At 54.1% G+C, this 17,998-nt stretch carries 16 protein-coding genes; 8 read left to right on the top strand and 8 right to left on the bottom strand.

The window, feature by feature from the left end:
* Positions 1-144: 144 nt before the first annotated feature.
* Positions 145-1,581 carry a glycoside hydrolase family 1 protein gene (locus NAL19_RS07470; RefSeq protein WP_263059286.1) on the bottom strand — a complete coding sequence of 479 codons (1,437 nt, stop codon included), beginning with the start codon at positions 1,579-1,581 and terminating at the stop codon, positions 145-147.
* 273 nt (positions 1,582-1,854) lie between these two features.
* Positions 1,855-2,205 (bottom strand): ArsR/SmtB family transcription factor, encoded by a 351-nt coding sequence (locus NAL19_RS07465; protein ID WP_263059285.1) that lies wholly within the window; start codon positions 2,203-2,205, stop codon positions 1,855-1,857.
* A gap of 52 nt (positions 2,206-2,257) precedes the next feature.
* Here NAL19_RS07465 and NAL19_RS07460 point away from each other — a divergent pair, with 52 nt between their 5' ends.
* On the top strand, positions 2,258-3,262 hold the full coding sequence (locus NAL19_RS07460) for a threonine/serine dehydratase (RefSeq protein WP_225087564.1): 1,005 nt from the start codon (positions 2,258-2,260) through the stop codon (positions 3,260-3,262).
* A gap of 134 nt (positions 3,263-3,396) precedes the next feature.
* Here NAL19_RS07460 and NAL19_RS07455 read toward each other — a convergent pair whose 3' ends face one another.
* Positions 3,397-3,837, bottom strand: a complete 441-nt coding sequence (locus NAL19_RS07455) for a winged helix-turn-helix transcriptional regulator (protein ID WP_225087563.1) — start codon at positions 3,835-3,837, stop codon at positions 3,397-3,399.
* Between the two features lie 102 nt (positions 3,838-3,939).
* On the opposite strand from NAL19_RS07455, the gene NAL19_RS07450 reads away from it, so the two are divergent.
* The gene (locus NAL19_RS07450; RefSeq protein ID WP_263059284.1) at positions 3,940-4,551 is read left to right on the top strand and encodes an NAD(P)-dependent oxidoreductase; all 612 of its coding nucleotides are present in this window, start codon (positions 3,940-3,942) and stop codon (positions 4,549-4,551) included.
* 162 nt (positions 4,552-4,713) lie between these two features.
* The gene (yghU, locus tag NAL19_RS07445) at positions 4,714-5,553 is read left to right on the top strand and encodes a glutathione-dependent disulfide-bond oxidoreductase (protein WP_225087561.1); all 840 of its coding nucleotides are present in this window, start codon (positions 4,714-4,716) and stop codon (positions 5,551-5,553) included.
* Between the two features lie 45 nt (positions 5,554-5,598).
* Here the strand turns inward: yghU and NAL19_RS07440 are convergent, their stop codons facing one another.
* The 3 genes from NAL19_RS07440 to NAL19_RS07430 form a co-directional block, all read right to left on the bottom strand.
* Positions 5,599-5,727 (bottom strand): hypothetical protein, encoded by a 129-nt coding sequence (locus NAL19_RS07440; RefSeq protein ID WP_263059283.1) that lies wholly within the window; start codon positions 5,725-5,727, stop codon positions 5,599-5,601.
* A 547-nt stretch (positions 5,728-6,274) separates the two neighbouring features.
* On the bottom strand, positions 6,275-7,240 hold the full coding sequence (locus NAL19_RS07435) for a chemotaxis protein (protein WP_225087560.1): 966 nt from the start codon (positions 7,238-7,240) through the stop codon (positions 6,275-6,277).
* Between the two features lie 458 nt (positions 7,241-7,698).
* Complete coding sequence (locus NAL19_RS07430; RefSeq protein WP_263059282.1) at positions 7,699-7,923, bottom strand: hypothetical protein; 225 nt, start codon at positions 7,921-7,923, stop codon at positions 7,699-7,701.
* 335 nt (positions 7,924-8,258) lie between these two features.
* Here NAL19_RS07430 and NAL19_RS07425 point away from each other — a divergent pair, with 335 nt between their 5' ends.
* Positions 8,259-8,996 carry a helix-turn-helix transcriptional regulator gene (locus NAL19_RS07425; RefSeq protein ID WP_263059281.1) on the top strand — a complete coding sequence of 246 codons (738 nt, stop codon included), beginning with the start codon at positions 8,259-8,261 and terminating at the stop codon, positions 8,994-8,996.
* Positions 8,997-9,010: 14 nt separating this feature from the next.
* On the opposite strand, the gene NAL19_RS07420 is transcribed toward NAL19_RS07425, so the two are convergent.
* Positions 9,011-10,783, bottom strand: coding sequence for an ABC transporter ATP-binding protein (locus NAL19_RS07420; RefSeq protein WP_263059280.1), 1,773 nt, complete (start codon positions 10,781-10,783; stop codon positions 9,011-9,013).
* Positions 10,783-12,621, bottom strand: coding sequence for an ABC transporter ATP-binding protein (locus tag NAL19_RS07415; protein WP_317630310.1), 1,839 nt, complete (start codon positions 12,619-12,621; stop codon positions 10,783-10,785). The genes NAL19_RS07420 and NAL19_RS07415 overlap by 1 nt, the downstream gene beginning before the upstream one ends.
* A gap of 231 nt (positions 12,622-12,852) precedes the next feature.
* On the opposite strand from NAL19_RS07415, the gene NAL19_RS07410 reads away from it, so the two are divergent.
* The 4 genes from NAL19_RS07410 to NAL19_RS07395 all read left to right on the top strand — a co-directional run bounded on the left by NAL19_RS07410 (position 12,853) and on the right by NAL19_RS07395 (position 17,819).
* On the top strand, positions 12,853-13,821 hold the full coding sequence (locus NAL19_RS07410; RefSeq protein ID WP_225087557.1) for a helix-turn-helix transcriptional regulator: 969 nt from the start codon (positions 12,853-12,855) through the stop codon (positions 13,819-13,821).
* Between the two features lie 112 nt (positions 13,822-13,933).
* Positions 13,934-14,356 (top strand): hypothetical protein, encoded by a 423-nt coding sequence (locus NAL19_RS07405; protein WP_225087556.1) that lies wholly within the window; start codon positions 13,934-13,936, stop codon positions 14,354-14,356.
* Positions 14,353-15,630, top strand: a complete 1,278-nt coding sequence (locus NAL19_RS07400; RefSeq protein ID WP_263059279.1) for an MFS transporter — start codon at positions 14,353-14,355, stop codon at positions 15,628-15,630. The genes NAL19_RS07405 and NAL19_RS07400 overlap by 4 nt, the downstream gene beginning before the upstream one ends.
* A 179-nt stretch (positions 15,631-15,809) precedes the next feature.
* Positions 15,810-17,819: a TonB-dependent siderophore receptor gene (locus NAL19_RS07395; protein WP_263059278.1), complete on the top strand. Its 2,010-nt coding sequence runs from the start codon at positions 15,810-15,812 to the stop codon at positions 17,817-17,819.
* Positions 17,820-17,998: the final 179 nt, after the last annotated feature.

The following is a 17,998-nucleotide window of genomic DNA, read 5'->3' as shown; positions in this document are numbered from 1 at the left end:
ATGTGTAGTACCTATCCTTCTCACTCTGGCGGCCCTTATGCAAACTGTGCTTGAGGCCAGTTTGGTCGTTTTGATAGGGAAATATAGATGAAGCACACAAAAACATTCCCGATGCCCATACCCTCAGCATCGGGAAATAGCCATTTAGCTGATATCGCTACCGTTAGTCGCAATCACTTTCTGATACCAGTGGAACGATTTTTTCTTATAACGGTTGCCGCTGCCGGCGATCGTGTCATCCAGATCGACATAGATAAAGCCGTAGCGTTTGCTCATCTCACCGGTAGACATGCTGACCAGATCGATACAGCCCCACGGGGTATATCCCATCAGTTCGACGCCGTCGGCAATCGCGTCGGCCATTGCTTCGATGTGCTGGCGTAAATAGTTAATGCGATAGTCATCGGCGATGTAGTGATTGTTATCCGGCTTATCCACCGCACCCAACCCGTTTTCTACGATAAACAGCGGCTTTTCGTAGCGGTCATACAGCTGGTTGAGCGCAATGCGCAACCCCACCGGATCAATTTCCCAGCCCCACTCGCTGGCTTCCAGGAACGGATTGCGCGCCCCGCCCAGCAGGTTGCCGTGCGCCGCCGTCGCCTCAGGGTCAGTTTCATAGATGGTGGAAGACATGTAGTAACTAAAGCCGATGTAATCGACGGTGTGCTGTTTAATCAGTTCCAGATCGCCCGGCTGAATATCCAGCGTGACGCCCAGCGACTGCCACAGGCTTTTCGCATAGTAGGGATATTTCCCGCCGGCCTGCACATCCGCACAGTAGAAATTAAAGGCCTGAGTCTCTTTGAGTGTCGCCAGTTGATTGACGGGATTACAGTCATAGGCGTAATTCGTGGCAAACAGAATCATGCAGCCAATCTGGATCTGCGGGTTCGTCTCATGGGCAATCTTCACCGCCAGGCTGCTGGCAACAAACTGGTTATGCCACGCCTGAAATTTAGCCTGTGGATCCAGCGCACCGGTTTGTACCGTCAGCCCCTGACTCATGATCGGGAAATGAACAGCACTGTTGATCTCGTTAAAGGTCATCCAGTATTTCACTTTGTGACCGAAGCGCTCCAGCACCGTGCGGGCAAAGCGCTCGAAGTGGCCGATTAACTCACGGTTTTTCCAGCCGCCAAAAGCGGTGGCCAGATGCAGCGGCATTTCATAGTGAGAGATCGTAATTACGGGTTCAATGCCGTAGGCGATGCAAGTATCAATCACCTGCTCATAGTGGCTCAGCCCCGCTTCGTTGGGCTGTTGCTCAATGCCATTCGGGTAGATGCGCGTCCAGGCAATCGAGAAGCGATAGCATTTGAAGCCCATCTCGGCAAACAGCGCAATGTCCTCACGGAAACGATGATAGTGATCGATACCTTTATGGTTAGGATAGGTGTAGCGCTGTTCATCCAGCGTGAAGTCAAACGCGTCGGAAGCCACGATGCGTAGACGCGCTTTACCGCCGGGAATGGCATCCACAATCGATAGACCTTTGCCGTCGATATTGTAGGCCCCTTCAACCTGATTCGCTGCGGTGGCGCCGCCCCACATAAAGCCGTGCGGAAATCTTTCGCTCATGGCACTTATCCTTTACCAATGCTGATGATTTATCGATGATGAGTCTTTAATGTTGTGGGTCTGCATAATGTTGATTTGATTCAGCGCGGCCCGAATGGCAGAAATTCTAGAGGAAAAAAGAGGGCATGAACAGAAATAAGAAACCGGTTGCATATCCGCTACGCGCGGGTCTGGCGGTATCGTGCTTGTCGTCCTTGCCATCACCCATCTGCCAAACTGGGCTACGCGGGTTCGCTCAGCTAAGTCTCAGGGAAAGTGATGACGGCTAACGACCTATTCTGATGCCTTATGTTGACGCGACGCGACCTTTGCAAGCTCAGACAATACGGCAGTTGCCTCCTCTAAACGCTCAGGGACAAGTTTATAGAACACCCAGTTCTTGATGCGTTTCGATGTGACAATTCCGGATTTCGATAGATATTGAAGATGGCCGGTGACGGTCGGCTGACTCAAGCCAATTTTCTCAGTGATAAACCCTACGCACACCCCATCCTTAACTAAATCACCATCCTGCTGTTCTGGGAAATGTGCCCGAGGATCGGCCAACCATTCCAGAATAATGAGCCGCTGCTCGTTGCCGAGCGCTCGTAGTAAATCGGCCGCTGTCGCTGCATGCTTGTTCATATAGCCAAATACCTATATAGTCATTCACATATACAGTTGATAGGGAAATACTATGACAAGCGAACACCAAAGGGCAACCGACGCTATAACGCTGAAAGATATTTACGCCGCATCTCAGCAGATTAAAACAACGATACGCAGAACGCCGCTAGACCACGCGCAGGAATTATCCGCTCGTGTCGGTGCAGAAATTCGGCTCAAAATGGAAAACCTCCAACAGACCGGTAGCTTCAAACTGCGGGGAGCGGCAAATGTTCTTGCCAATCTGGATGCAGAACAGCGCCGCGTTGGCGTCATCGCCCCAACGGCAGGAAACCACGGGTTAGGGCTCGCCTATGCAGGACAAGTCGCGGGCATCCCCGTAACCATCTTTTTGCCACGCACGGCAGACCCGATGAAGGTCGCAGCTATGAAAGGCTGTGGTGCGCGTATTATGTTCTTTGATGACATCGAAGAAGCCAGGCAGGCGGCAATAGTAACGGCACAACAGTCTGGTGCCACCTTCGTTTCGGCCTACGATAACCCACATATGATTGCAGGCGGTGGCACAGTCGGTCTTGAAATCATGGAAGACTGGATGGATGCGGAGGTAATCCTGGTGAATATCGGTGGTGGCGGTCTCGCCTCAGGAATTGCAACAGCAGCCAAAGCAATCAATCCCGTTATCGAAGTATGGGGTATACAAAGTGAAGCCAGTCCGACATTTTCCCGCTGGAAAGAGGCACGTGACACGCTTCCCGTCGAACTAGCGCCATCTATCGCCGAGGGCGTTAGCGGCTATATAGAACCCAGTACGATGACCTGGCCGCTGGTTCGTGACCGTGTCGATCGCGTGCTCACGGTATCAGAAGCAGAAATCAAAGCCGCGATGCTGTTAATGCTCGAACTTCACCGACATGTTGTCGAACCTTCTGGGGTGCCTGCCGTCGCGGGAGCCATTCGCTACGCGAAAGAGATTCGCGGGCGCAAAACCGTCTGCGTCGTCACCGGCAGGAACATTTCGGGGTCACGCTACCTCACGTTGCTTAATGAGGCGACAGCCGACGTAAACCGGTAGAACAAGCGCCTCTTTGCTGGGTAACCTGCGGAGGCGTTACAGCATAAATTCGTAATGCGAGCCGTCCGGTAGTTCAACATCCCGGTTCTTGCATTAGATTGGAGAGACCAATGGATTAAGCGTCAAATGCTCGTTCAGGCATCGCGTTGTCTGGCCTGGCGGCGAGAGCGACAAATTTCGGCATGGTTCCGATCGGCCCACTGAATTAACAGCTGCATGGGCTGCAAAAAAGAGTGCCCGAGTGGCGTCAGCGTGTATTCCACGCGCGGGGGAACTTCCGCATAGATCGTCCGATGTATGAACCCATCAGCGTCGAGTCGTTTCAGCGTGCGCGACAGCATTTGGCGCGAAATATCGTCGATATGGCGATGCAATTCATTAAAACGCAGCGTCTTTTGCGCCAGCGCCTCCAGAATTAACAGACTCCACCGATCGCCGATGCGATCCAGCACATCACGGATTGGACAAGGATGGTCAAACGCGGCATCGTCGAGGCTTTCCGCCGACGACCTTTTTGGGTTAGCCGTGTCAGTGAGGGGTGTGTCATAAGTCATTTCAGTGTGACCTGGTTGCATGCCGGTGACTTCTTGTCGGAGAAAAGTCGGCAATGTACCATCCAGATTCTCTATAGTCTATTTTTGTTACTTAGTCCCAAAACAAGAAAATAAGGAGTCTACATGTCACATATCGCACTCATTGGCGCTTCAGGTGATGCCGGTTCACGCATTCTTAAAGAGTTATCGGACCGTGGGCATACGGTCACCGCCATCGCACGCCATCCAGAAAAAATTGCCTCACTGCCGAACGTCACGGCTAAACAAGGAGACGCACTGGACAAGGACGCGTTAGTCGCCTTATTCAAAGGACATGATGCGGTGATCAGCGCGGTTAAATTTGGTTCATCCGATCCAGCCATTCTGATTGCTGCCGTGAAAACCGCAGGCGTAAAACGCTATCTGGTCGTCGGCGGCGCGGGGAGTCTGGAAATTGCTCCGGGTCAGCGTTTAATCGATCAGCCGGGCTTCCCTGATGCTTACCGCCCTGAAGCCTCCCGTGGTGCTGCCTTCCTCGACTTGCTCAAGCAAGAGAAAGATCTTGACTGGTCCTTCCTCTCGCCGTCCGCAGAATTTGTTCCAGGCCAGCGCACAGGCACGTTCCGTCTCGGCAAAGACACGCTGCTCAGTAATGACAAGGGCAGCAGCATTTCCTTTGAGGACTACGCTGTCGCACTGGTTGATGAAATCGAAAATCCGGCACATTCCCGTCAACGCTTTACCGTGGGTTATTAAACCCTGCGACGATCCGCACAGCGAGCATCCCCCTCAGCCATGTGCGGATCTCGTGTTATATCAATAGGTAGTAGACATAGAACATAACGGTATCAGCGAGCGGCATGAGTTTGTTATGGTGTTACCTTAACTCGCTCTCTTTCATGCATAAGGAATTTTTCAATGGCTACGTCCCCAACCTATGTACCGCCCAAAGTCTGGCAGCCCGCCTCTTCCGGTGGCGCCTTCGCCAATATTAACCGTCCGATAGCCGGTCCGACGCACGAAAAAGCGCTGCCCGTTGGCAAACATCCGCTTCAACTTTATTCGCTGGCGACGCCGAACGGTGTGAAAGTCACGATCATGCTGGAAGAACTGCTGGCGCTGGGTCACTCGGGTGCCGAGTACGATGCGTGGCTGATTAAGATAGGCGATGGCGATCAGTTTTCGAGCGGGTTTGTTGACGTCAATCCGAACTCCAAAATACCGGCGTTGCTCGACCAAAGCGGCGACAAACCGGTTCGCGTGTTTGAGTCCGGTTCCATTTTGGTGTATCTGGCCGAAAAATTTGGCGCCCTGTTGCCGAAGGATCTCGCTACGCGCACGGAAACGCTGAACTGGCTCTTCTGGCAGATGGGATCCGCCCCTTACGTTGGCGGTGGATTCGGCCATTTCTATGCCTACGCGCCGGAAAAATTTGAATACCCGATCAACCGTTTCACGATGGAAACTAAACGCCAGTTGGATGTACTCAACCGCCGACTGGCAGAAAGCCGCTATCTGGCTGGCGACAGCTACACGATTGCCGATATCGCGGTTTGGCCGTGGTACGGCGGACTGGTACAAAACGCACTGTACTCTGCCGCAGAGTTCCTGTCCGCACACGAATACACGCATGTGATCCGTTGGGCTGACGAAATTGCAGCCCGTCCAGCGGTAATTCGCGGTCGTAAGGTCAATCGCACCTGGGGTGACGAATCAGAGCAGGTCGCCGAGCGCCATCAGGCATCCGATCTGGATTAATCGTCTGCCGCCTGCCGATCATGCAGGCGGCATCCCGATTTACCCTCAGCGCCCTTCTCTTTCCAGCACGCGATTATCCACCAGCGCGTCTTCCGCGACATTGATGTCCGCCTGCCGCGCGGCATACCAGCCACTCAGCAGTGCGCCGATGGTACAAGCGGTGAGTAACATCACTGGCGGAAGCAACGTGTCGTCGCACGGAAGCCCACGTGCCGTTAGGGTCGACTACTTACCATTTTAACAGCCTGGACGACATGTTAAACGCCGTGATGCGAAGTGCGATTGCCCTGTTTCGCGATGACATGTTTAGCTGGTTTCATCCGCGCGCTGCTGGAAAAACACGAGTGCACGCTACCGCGCGATCTGATTTATCAGTCGGTTTCAGCGCTGTATAACGCCTTCCGCTAAACCATACGGTTTTCTCGCGGGAAAACCGTTTACTCCCCATTATTGCTGCCCTTCTGACTCTTCTTTTACAAAAAATAGTACATATGTACTACTCATTATCTAGTTATCAAGCACAGCGCATTCTCGTCCGGATGAAGACACATGTGCATTCGTTGGGATATCAACCGTAACCAGGACGAATCCGCTGCTGTCGGTGTGAAAGACGCATGGGATTGATGATGTATAGAAAAGAACTGGGTAGTATAAAAAATCGGCCTCTGTCTTCTCCCGTAAAGGAGGAGACAGAGGCCGAATGCGGTGGCCACCAGAACGATTAACGACGCACTTTATTCAGCACGGTCTGAATCGCCGATGACAGTTCGTTGATCTCGAATTTCGCCACATAGGCATCCGCCCCCACATTGCGCACGTGATCTTCGTTCGCACTGCCGGACAGAGAAGAGTGAATCACCACCGGGATATTCTTCAGGAATTCTTCACGTTTGATATTTCTGGTCAGCGTAAAGCCGTCCATTTCCGGCATTTCCAGGTCGGTCAGGACAAGTGAAATTTTGTCCGAAATAGGTCGGCCTTCCGACTGCGCTTCTTGCGCAATTTGCCGTATCTTGTTCCAGGCTTCCTGTCCGGTGATGTGCATGCTAAACGGAATGCCCATCTGGGTAAGTCCCTGTTCAAGCAGAGAACGAGCGACTTTGGAGTCTTCCGCCACAATCGCAATCGCGCCCGGCGTGTAAGGGTAGGTTTTCTCTTCTGCGTTCTTGAGCTTGGTTTCACGATCACCGGGAATGATATCAAACAGAATCTGTTCAACATCCAGCACCAATGCCAGACGATTACTGTCCTTGTCGGTATCAAGACGCGCAATACTTGTGATGTAGGTGTTACTGATGCCTGCTTCGGCAGCCAAAACCTGGCTCCATTCCAGACGAACGATATCGTCTACCGATTCCACAGCAAACGCCTGCGTGCTACGTGCGTACTCGGTGATAAGAAGAATGTTCAGCCCGGTTTCCGGCTTGCTGCCTACCACGGCAGGAAGATCGATAACAGGAATGATTTGCCCACGAATGTTAACCATACCCAGCATCGGCGATGTCATGCCAGCCGCTTTGGTCAAGGTCGGCATCGGTACGATTTCACGCAGTTTAAATACGTTGATGCCAAACAGCTCAGATTTGTCACCTTCTGGTGATTTGCCCAGTTGGAATAATAAGAGTTCAAATTTATTAGCGGAGGTGAGGTTTGTTCTCTCATCGATTTCTTTTTGAAAATTATCCATGCTTTCCTCAGTTCGAGTCATTATAGGTATACCGTAACAAGGCAACATTCGAGATGTGAGCAAACAGGAACCAACATCCGACCGCTCCACTGTACGTGATAGTCGTGTTCTTCAATCTTATCCAGCGTCAAACGTAAAATATTTTTAAGTGTGTCAACCTCATCATCCAACGATGGCACTCATCGGAGCAGTAGGCAGATATCCGCCCTCTTCAGTATAACAGTCGGCTAGTATCCTTAAGATGCAGATAACCTTCCCTGAACCATTAATATCGGCAGAATTTGCCAACACCTTATCCCAAATCGTGACAGAAATGTTGCCTGAGAAGAAAACCTCGCGCCGCTCTTGACACCACAAGCAGAAAAACCAAAACGATACGGTACAGTTCAGCATTAAAAGTACGCATGGTGACTGCCATTCAATGCTGCGTCGCTTAGGCTGCGTGTTATCACGCTATATCATGCCATCCATTCGCGGTGATGGGCGCGGCGTCCAGCTTCAGGTTCGGCGAAAAGTTTATCGACATTCTCTTTCGGGCCTGATTCACAGAGCAGCGAACCAATATCAGAAGCCAGCACCATGCGATAAATCGCTATCGCCGCCTCTTTACATCGGGCAACATCGCAGTAAGCAAAAGCGCAGGGAAAGGCAACATAAGCGCGACGAGGAACAGCAAGAGACAACGAAGGTTGATAAGCGAAAACGGATTATTTACTAACCAGCTCCGCATGACGGGAGAGCTGTTTTTAGGGCGTGTGGTTTGATGCCACACACCCTAAATTCAGTAGACAGAACAGGAGCAAAATTATGGGTAATTCCCTGGGTTGGCAAATCAATTTGTAACAATTTTTTTTAAAATTTACTTTCTTAAATTTTTTTATAAATTGCCCTGTTCATGAAAAAATTATAAGTGATATCATGGAGTAACAGTAGTTAGACTTAGGTATAGGTCAGCACTATACTTTTATGACACCACCTATATCATGGGTACTTTCTCGCTTTTTATTGAGGCCGTTACATGTCTGTATTTTGCTCTGATAATGAAATCATCAATAACACGATAAAAAGCTATCTCGGCCGAAAGTTAAAGCAATATGGCGACCTGAAATACGCTTACATGATCATGAACAAGAAGAACCCCTCTCAGGTTGTGATCATCTCAAATTACCCGCAGGAATGGGTGAGTACCTATAAAGAGAATAACTACCAGCATATCGACCCAGTTATTTTGACGGCGATAAATAAAGTCTCGCCTTTCTCCTGGGAAGACAACATCGTTATTAACTCTAAGCTGAAGTTCTCCAAGATTTTTAATCTGTCAAAAGAGTACGATATTGTTAATGGCTACACCTTTGTCTTGCATGACAACAATAATAATCTGGCGGCGCTATCGATTATGTTTGAAGAGCACTCGCCAACGGATATAGAAAGTATTGTTGAGGAAAACAAAGACAAACTGCAAATGCTGCTCATTACCATTCATGAGAAAATCACCACGCTTTACAAAGAGATGACGCAAAGTCATCAGAGCAGAAAACAAGGCGACAAAGAGATTTTCTCCCAGCGCGAAAACGAAATTCTGTACTGGGCCAGCATGGGCAAAACCTACCCGGAAATTGCGCTGATTCTGGATATCAAAATCAGCACCGTGAAATTCCATATTGGCAATGTGGTAAAAAAACTGGGCGTGCTGAATGCCAAACACGCAATAAGACTCGGCGTAGAATTACAGCTCATCAAACCTGAACCGTTATAATCATCCAGTCTATTTCAATTTAGTGAGATAGACTGCTGCGCGTTCCACAGCGCGCGATAACGGCCTTCAGCATGCAATAATTCGCTGTGCGTTCCCTGCAGGGAAATCCCCCCATTCTCGACAACCAGAATTCGATGTGCGCCCACAATTGTCGATAGCCGATGGGCAATGACAATAACCGTCTTGTCCTGAACCAGCCGGTCAATCGCCCGCTGTACAGCGAGCTCGCTTTCGGTATCCAACGCCGCCGTCGGTTCGTCCAGAATCACAATCGGCGCGTCCTTCAATAAGGCTCGCGCAATCGAAATACGCTGCCGTTCGCCGCCGGATAATCTGCCGCCAATATCGCCCAGCCGTGTTTGCCATCCCTGCGGCAGCCGCTGAATAAAATCCAGACACTGGGCAGCCTCGGCAGCCCGCTCGACCTCTGCGTCGCTGGCATCCGGACGCGCCATCCGAATGTTTGCCAGCACTGAATCATCAAACAGGTAGACATCCTGAAACACCACGGAAATCAGCCGATTTACTTCACGCGTTGGAATGTGGCGAATATCCACGCCCCCGATACACACGCGTCCGTGTTGCGGATCCGCATGGCGCATGAGCAGTCGCGTTATCGTCGTTTTCCCCGAGCCCGACGGCCCAACCAACGCCGTCATCCCCTTCTCCGGCAGCGCGATGTCCACTCTATCGAGCACCGCCTCAGCCTCATTGGCATAGCGAAAACTCACCTGCTCGAACGTAACCGCATACGTCAGCGGCACGTCGACAGGTCGATGCACGGGAAGCGGTTCAATCGCCAGCAGATCGTCAATGCGGCGCAGCGCCGTATTAATCAATTCCAGCACGGCCGTATAGCTGACAAACGTCGCCAGCGGTTCAGAGAAGCGAACCACAATCACCATCATCGCGGCGACGATGGCTATATCCCACGCGCCCACCACAACGCCGCTGATACCCAGAATCAGTACGCCCTGAAGACCTAACTCCACGACGCTGGCAACCACCGCACCGGGTTTGGCACCGCTGCGGTGAGCTGACGTTTGTATCTGCTGCAGATGCTGAAAACACTGGCGCAGCGCCGATGTACGTTCAGCCTGCTGACAGCTGGTTCTCAGGACGGCGAGCCCCTGCACATATTCCACAATATCGGCGCTGGTTTGCTGATTCGCCTCCGCCAGAGCCTGCATCGTGCGCGCAAATGCCGGTCGCCGCCAGCGATACAGCAGCGCGATGGCGGGAAAGATCAGCAACAGACTCACGCCCAATCGCCACTCCACCGTCAGCATGACGAGCGCTATCACAACGGGCGTCACGATAGCCAACAGCAGTTGGTTTATTATCGCCAACATATAGTTCAGGTTCTCATCCACGCTGCCCAGCAGCAGCGCGTTGATATCCCCCGCTCGCGCGGACTGAAGCGTGGTTAGCGGCATACTCCGCAGCTGTTCTCCCAGACGCATACGCAGTTCATGGGTTGCCGCCGCAAGCTGCCCGCGATATTCAAACCCTTGGCCATACCAGCGCAGCGCCAGCGTCAACAGGCTAAGAAATGTCATCAGTACCAGCCACATCGCTATCTCGCGGGAAGCCGCCGCGTGGGTGAACGCCGACAGCAGCGGAAACAGGCACGCCAGCGCTAACCCCTGCGCAACAGCCGCTGCCAGCAGGCTTAAGCAACACCGACGGAACAGCCGAGATTGTGAACCCGTCACCCGCTCCAATTGACGATACGTGTGCCACCATGCGGATAACTGCGTCGTTATGACGGTATGGTTTTTGTTCATCACGCGCGATCTCCTGACTGCCCGTTGCTCGACGATGTGCTGCACGGTGCGTTGCCTAGCGCCCAGTTCTGCGCCTGCTCATAGTGTCGCCACAGTTCGCTATAGCGACCTTGCGCCGCTAGCAGTACGTCATGACGGCCAGACTCGCTCAGCCGTCCACGGTCGAAGACCACGATCTGGTCAGCATCGCGGATCGTCGACAGACGGTGCGCCACCATGATGACCGTTTTACCCCGCATCAGGATGCCAAGCGCCGCCAACAGCGCTGCCTCGTTTTCCGGGTCGGCAAACGCCGTCGGTTCGTCCAGCACCAGAATCGGCCGGTTGTGCAACAGCGCCCGCGCGATGGCGATACGCTGGCGCTGTCCGCCGGACAGGAACTGGCCGCGCTCACCCGCCAGCGTGTCGTAACCCTGCGGCAACGCCATGATAAAATCGTGCGCCTGTGCCGCCGTCGCGGCGGCAATCACCTCTTCCATGCTTTTTTCCGGCAAGCCGAGCCGGATGTTATTAGCGATGGTGTCCGCAAACAGTAAGGATTCCTGAAAAACAAACGACACCTGCTGCATGAGCGTGTCGGTTTTCATCTGCCGGATATCAACGCCGCCAATCAAAATGCGTCCGGCCGTCACATCCCAAAAGCGGGGAATGAGCCGTGCCACGGAGGTTTTCCCTGCGCCAGATGCCCCTACCAGCGCCGTAACCGATCCGGCTGGCACCTGAAAACTAACGTCCTCCAGTACCCAGTCACTCGCGTGCTGGTCGTAGCGGAAACTCACCTGTTCAAAGCTCACGCTGGTATCGGCAGGCAAAGCATCGCTTTCCGTTTCCGGCAGCGGCGATAGCGCCAGCACGTCCTGAATCCGGCTGATACTCAATCGGGTTTTCGCTACCATATGGTTCAGCGCCATCATCGGCATAACCGCTTCTGCCATGCCATTACCGAGCAGCAGCACCGCGACCCACAGGCTGAAGTCCAGCTCGCCGGCGCAATAGAAACCGTACGCCACCCAGCACAGCACCAGCAGCGTGGGAAGCGGGTTAAGCACCGCGAAGGAGAAACGTGCCGAGAACCCCGCCTGCTGATACCAGCGCGTAAGCACGTCCAGATAATTTTCCAGCGCCTGCTGGTAGCGCCCAAACGTTGACGCGCCGGTATCGAAGGTGCGCACCACCGGCATCGCCTGCACAAATTCGATCACGGCGGTACTGACTTCTTCCCGCGCGTGGTTATAGCGCTGGTTCATCTCACCGGCATTGCGCATCGCCAGCCTCAGCACCACGGCACCGATGACCAGCACGAGCAAGGCGGCCAGTGCCAAACGCCAGTCCAGCCAGAACAGTAACGCTCCCGTGCACAGCGGTGCCACAAAGGCGCGGGCATAGAGCGGCGTGCTGTCCGCTACAAACAAGTGAAGCGCTTTGACATCATCCTGAACGATCTTCGCCAGCGAACCGGTGCCCAGACGCTGCACCTCGCCCAGCGGGATCCGCGCCAGCTGTTCCGCCAGCGCGCTGCGAATCTGATTTTCCAGCCGAAACGCGGCGTAGTGAGACTGATTAAACGCCAGCAGACGCAGCAGATAGCTGGCGCACAGGCACAGCAACGCTCCGACCATCGTCAACAGCGGCCATGACGCGGGTTGCACGAGCAACTGTTGGATACTCCACGCCAGAAAAAGCAGAAATGCGATGCCAGCCAGAACCGACAGCCCCGACAGGCACATCGCCAGACGAATTTGCCCTCTTACGGGGTGCATAATGTGCCAGGCTCGGTTATGTGGCGTAGAAGGCGGCGTGGAAGCGGATGAACCGCCCTCAACAGCGGAATGTGGCATAGTTGTTCTCTTTTCTCCTTCCCGCACAGTCGCTTACCCGTAACGCAAGCAAATCAACTCGACGGCGGCAATAAAGTCAGGAATAATAACTATTCTCAATTGTGTATCTACCCGATTCGAGCCGATTTCTACCCGAATCGGTACGGGTTACCGTCATCAACTTCGGTGCGATGATCGTCCAATTACCGGATCGTTCGATGTTCGCAACCCGTCTCTTCAGGAGTCTGTCCATTGAATGCCTCCCCACTGAAAGCCACCAGCGAGCCTGAAGTCACCATTTCGAATTTGATCGCTGAACTGCACGTCATGCGGCCGGATACCGGTGCGGACTGTAGCCTGCTGCGCGCTACGCTTCAGGAAGGGCTGGATATTCTGGTGTGGCGCGGACAGTTCCGGCAGCCCACTACCATGCATTTGCATGACGACTGGGGACGCATCAATTTTTCCTGTTCGTTGCAAGGAGATTCGCAATTTGCACTGAAAGGCGATCGTGGACGGGAACACGTGCTGAAGCAAGGATCGGGTTGTATTAGCTATACCCCAGACTGTCAGGGTACGTCATCCTACTCCGGGCAGTTTGAAAGCGTCACGGTGTCGCTGAGCCCTGAGCTACTGGCTAACTGGGTGCCGGATCTCACCGGTAACCTGCAACAGCAGTTGGATTCCGGCCGGCTCTGTACCCGCTGCGACTGCAATGCCGAAATGCGGGCAACCGCGCAGGTGTTAAGCCACGCGCTGTCCAGCCTGACGCACCCGCAGCAGGCCGGTGAAAACCGCCATGCGCCGCTGTGGTTGCTGGGACAAAGCATGATTCTGGTGAGTCTCGCCGTCGCCGGACATGCCGACGCGGTTCCCCCGCAGGACACGCTCAGCCTGGCCGATCGCCAAAAGCTGCTGCGTGCCAAAGATCTGCTGCTGGCGGATTTGTCACAGGCTCCTACTATCGCCATGCTCTCCAGAGAAACCGGATTAAGCGTACTAAAGCTGAAACGCGGATTTCGCCAGCTCTTCAATAACAGCATCTATGGGTTATTTCAGGCCGAACGTATGCACGAAGCGCGGCGTCGGCTTTTTGTCACGGGCGCGCCCGTCATGGTGGTCGCCACCGATCTGGGCTATGCCAACGCCAGCCACTTTAGTGCCGCCTTCCAAAAGCAGTTCGGCGTCACGCCTTCTGCTTTCAAGCGCCTGAACATTTAGCTGAAAACCAACGTCCCGTTCATCCCGATACGGGTACAAATAGACTGGATTCGGGTAGCGCCGTAACAGCGAATGATTATCATTTTCTCCATAATAAGCCGGAGAAACCGCTATGCCCGATTCCATTGCAACGCCACATCCTTTCCTTGATACAGACGCCTGGCCGGTGGTCTTCTTACACATGCCGGAACAGGTGCCCGACGAGGAATCCGCGGGTTATATGGCGCAGATCGCTCAACTGTATGCCGCGCAAGAACGCTTTGTTCTCTGTATGACAGGTGCAGACCTGCCCCATCGCTCCCCTGTTTTTATGAATGCTTATCTTCAGTGGACGCGCGATAACGTCAGCCTGCAACAGCAATACTGTGCGGGTGCGATTCGCATCGAAAACGACGAAGCCAAAAGGCAAAAGTACGTGAAATGGGCAGAGAACTGGACGCAGTCTGGGCAGGCGCCGTATGCCTATTTTGTCGTCGCCACCTCGCTTGAAGCACAGGCGCTGGCGATAATGCTGCTGGATCGCGACAAACCATGACGCACAACCCGATGACACGCTATCTGCCCTATTGGTGCTTCTACCTCCATCAAGGCATGATCACCGCAGTCATTATGCAAGGCGTGGCGGGCTATTTTCGCCACGCAGGGTTGGATCTTGCGCAGCTAAGCTGGCTGTCACTGACCTTTCTGCCGTGGATTGCTAAATGCCTGTGGGCACCGTGGGGTGAGCGTCACGCGCTTCCTCTGCGCGGCAATCCCTATTTAGGCAGTCTGGTGCTGCTCCAGATCGCGATGGCGGCAACGCTGGTCATGATTGGCGTCATCTCCCCCGAGCACTCTGTCCTGACTATCATCATGGCGCTGATGCTGCTGGCATTGCTCTCCGCCAGCCACGATATCTATGCCGACGGAATCACAATTTGCACCACCAACGCCGCCAGTCGCGCGCTGGCGAATACCGCACAGGTCGGCGGTAGCTATCTGGGTATTCTGTTCGGCTCTTATGCATTCCTGAGTATTGCGGAACAGGCAGGATGGCGAGGTGGCTTCTTCGCGCTGGCGGGGCTATCGCTGTTGATGCTCATTCTGCCGCTGCGCTATATCCAGCAGTCCCCTATCCAGCACAGCCAGACGTTGGATCATCAGAGTCCGGCTCGTCAGAGTCAGCAAGCCGCACGCCCGACGCTAAATCGTCTGACGCTTAAGGCGCTCTGGCCGGTAGTAGCCTTCACGGCCATTTTCTATCTGGCGATGCGCGGCATGATGGCGCTACAGACCGTCATGCTGATCGATAGGCAGCTTAGCCTAAGCCAATTGGGCATCGTCATGACGGTGTACAGCACCGTCGTGAGCGGCGTAGGGATTGTGATCGCCAATGTCCTGATTCGACGTATGGGCGCACTGCGCTGTCTGCTGCCCGTCATGGTCGTGCACGCTCTGCTCGCCATTATGCTGGCCGTCGGCTACCCGCTGTTTGCACTGAACATGTGGATCGTGCTCTTTGGCGTGGTCAATCTGGCCGCCGCCGTCGGGTTTGTCACGCTATACAACGTCCTGATGGGATTAGTCAGACCGCATCAGCCCGCTTCCGATTATGCGCTGTTCCAATCGACCGATGCGGCTGTCGCCATGACCGTGTCGATTGCTGCGCTTCAGTTAGCCCATCACACAAATTACCAGACCACGCTGGGCGTGCTGGCCTGCTTCGCCGTCGCCAGCCTGTGGCCCGCCAAACGGCTATCTGTGCGGCTTTCTCGCGCGTTTTCAGAGGGAATTACTCCCGCTACAGCAAGCCAGCGGGGGCAGGATTAAGGCAGGAAAATGCGCAAGAAGTTTGCTGTATTCGGGTTGAAATAGACCCGATACGGGTAGCTCAAAAAATGCAAACGATTATCATTTAGCTTTCATCATTCTCTGTCTTACGCGCTTTTCATCTCTTGATGAAAACCGTTGTCTTTGACATCGATTTTAGTCTTTTCAGGGATTTAATAATGAAAATAATGCGTCTTTATCCGCTTGCCTTAACCGGCATATTTCTCTCTTCCTGCGCCTTTGCCGCTCAGGACGATACACTCGTTGTCTCCGCCAGCAAACAATCCCCCTATTCCGCCTCGGCCAACAACGTCTCTTCCACCATCGTGACGGCACCGGAACTGAAAGATGCTGGCGTCACCAGTACCGACAAGTTAACCCGCGTGATGCCCGGTCTGAACCTCGGCAATAACGGCAGCCTACTGTTCCCCTCGATCTCACTGCGCGGCGTGTCTTCCGCACAGGATTTCTACAGCCCGGCAGTGACAGTCTACGTGGACGGCATCCCCCAGCTCGCCACCAATACCGTGCAGGCCCTCTCCGATGTAGAAAGCATCGAAATGCTGCGCGGTCCGCAAGGGACGTTGTACGGTAAAAGCGCGCAGGGCGGCATTATCAATATCGTCACTCAGCAGCCCGACAGCACACCGCGTGGCTATGTCGAAGGCGGCGTCGCCAGCCGCGACGGCTATCACGGCAAAATCAACCTCAGCGGCCCCATTCAGGATGGCCTGCTGTATGGCAGCGTCACGCTGCTGCGCCAGGTCGACTCAGGCGCGATGACCAACCCCGCGACGGGCAGCGACAACCTCGGCGGGACAAAGTCCAGCGTCGGAAATCTTCGACTGCGACTGGCTCCCGAGGGTCAACCGTGGGAAACCAGTCTGGCACTAACGGAAGACTGCACGCGCGCCACACAGGATACCTATCTGCCGTTTGGCGATGCTAAAAACCGGACGCTGGAGATCGCCGCTGGCTCCCCCGATCCTAAACTGCGCCGCTGCACGCACAGCCAGTCGCTGAGCGGAAAATACACCACCGATAACTGGATTTTTAGCCTGATCGGCGCATGGCAGCAGCAGAATTACGACCGCACCTTCCCGAACGGTACGCTGATTGCCGACATGCCGGAACGCTGGAATCAGGACGTGCAGGAACTGCGTGCCGCGACACACGGTGCAGGCCGCACGGTGGACATGGTGTTCGGCCTTTACCGACAGAACACGCGTGAAAAACTCGATCTGACCTACAGCATGGCAGGATCTCCGTTTATGCAGAGCAATGCCAACACGTCAACGGAGACGTTAGCCGCCTACAGCGATCTGACCTGGCACCTGACCGACCGTATCGATCTGGGCGGCGGACTGCGTGTGTCGCACGATAAGGCCGAAACCCGTTATCGCCAGCAGTTCTCCGGCATGAACGTGGGCGACAGCAATAGCGTCGATGACGATCAGGTGCTGGGACAGCTCTCCGCCAGCTATCTGCTGAATAATGACTGGCGTGTCTATACCCGCGTCGCGCAGGGCTACAAGCCAACCGGCTTTAACTATTCACCTGCCGCTGGCACACGGGCCATTCCGTACAGCGCGGAGAAATCGATTAACTATGAAATCGGCTCGCGCTATCAGAGCGGCGATGTGCAGCTTCAGGGCGCCGTGTTCCATACTCACACGCGTGATATGCAGCTGTATTCCGGCCCGGTCGGTATGCAAACGCTCAGCAACGCAGGCAGCGCCGATGCCAGTGGCGTAGAAATGATGCTGAAGTGGCAGGTCGTTCCCAACTGGTCATGGGATATCAACGGCACCTATGTCCGCTCTGAATTTACCGGTGACAGTGAGAGCTATCAGGATAAACGCGTGCCCTTCGTCCCGCGCTACGGTGCTGGCACCAGCCTGAACGGACTGATTGATACCTCGTTCGGCGCGTTAATGCCACGTCTGGCCTTCAATGTGGTAGGGCCGCACTACTTCGACGGAGACAACGCGTTGCGTCAGGGCACCTATACCACGACCGACCTGCGCCTCAGTTGGCAGGCCACCGACCGGGTGAATATCGCTGGCTATGTGGATAACGTCTTCGACCGCCGCTACCGCACCTTTGGCTTTATGAGCGGCACATCGGGCTACGCGCAGGTCAATGAAGGCCGAACCGTTGGCGTGGACGTGCGGGTCGACTTGTTCTGATTCCTGTCGTTTTACCGCGGCCTTTTAATCACATTGCTGTGTTGGTTAAAAGACCGCGTCATATGCCATTACACCACCGTTCTCTCTTACAATCCGTTACCGATTAGCCTTTCTCCTTTCACCAAAGTCATATTAATGACATCGCCGCTGCCCCATAGTGGCTTATCACTGATTTATCA

This window comes from Pectobacterium sp. F1-1, from assembly GCF_025643735.1.
In the GTDB taxonomy this organism is placed as follows: Bacteria; Pseudomonadota; Gammaproteobacteria; order Enterobacterales; family Enterobacteriaceae; genus Pectobacterium; species Pectobacterium colocasium.
The sequence above is the reverse complement of the archived record's forward strand: the minus strand, read 5'-3'. Positions and strand labels throughout refer to the sequence as shown.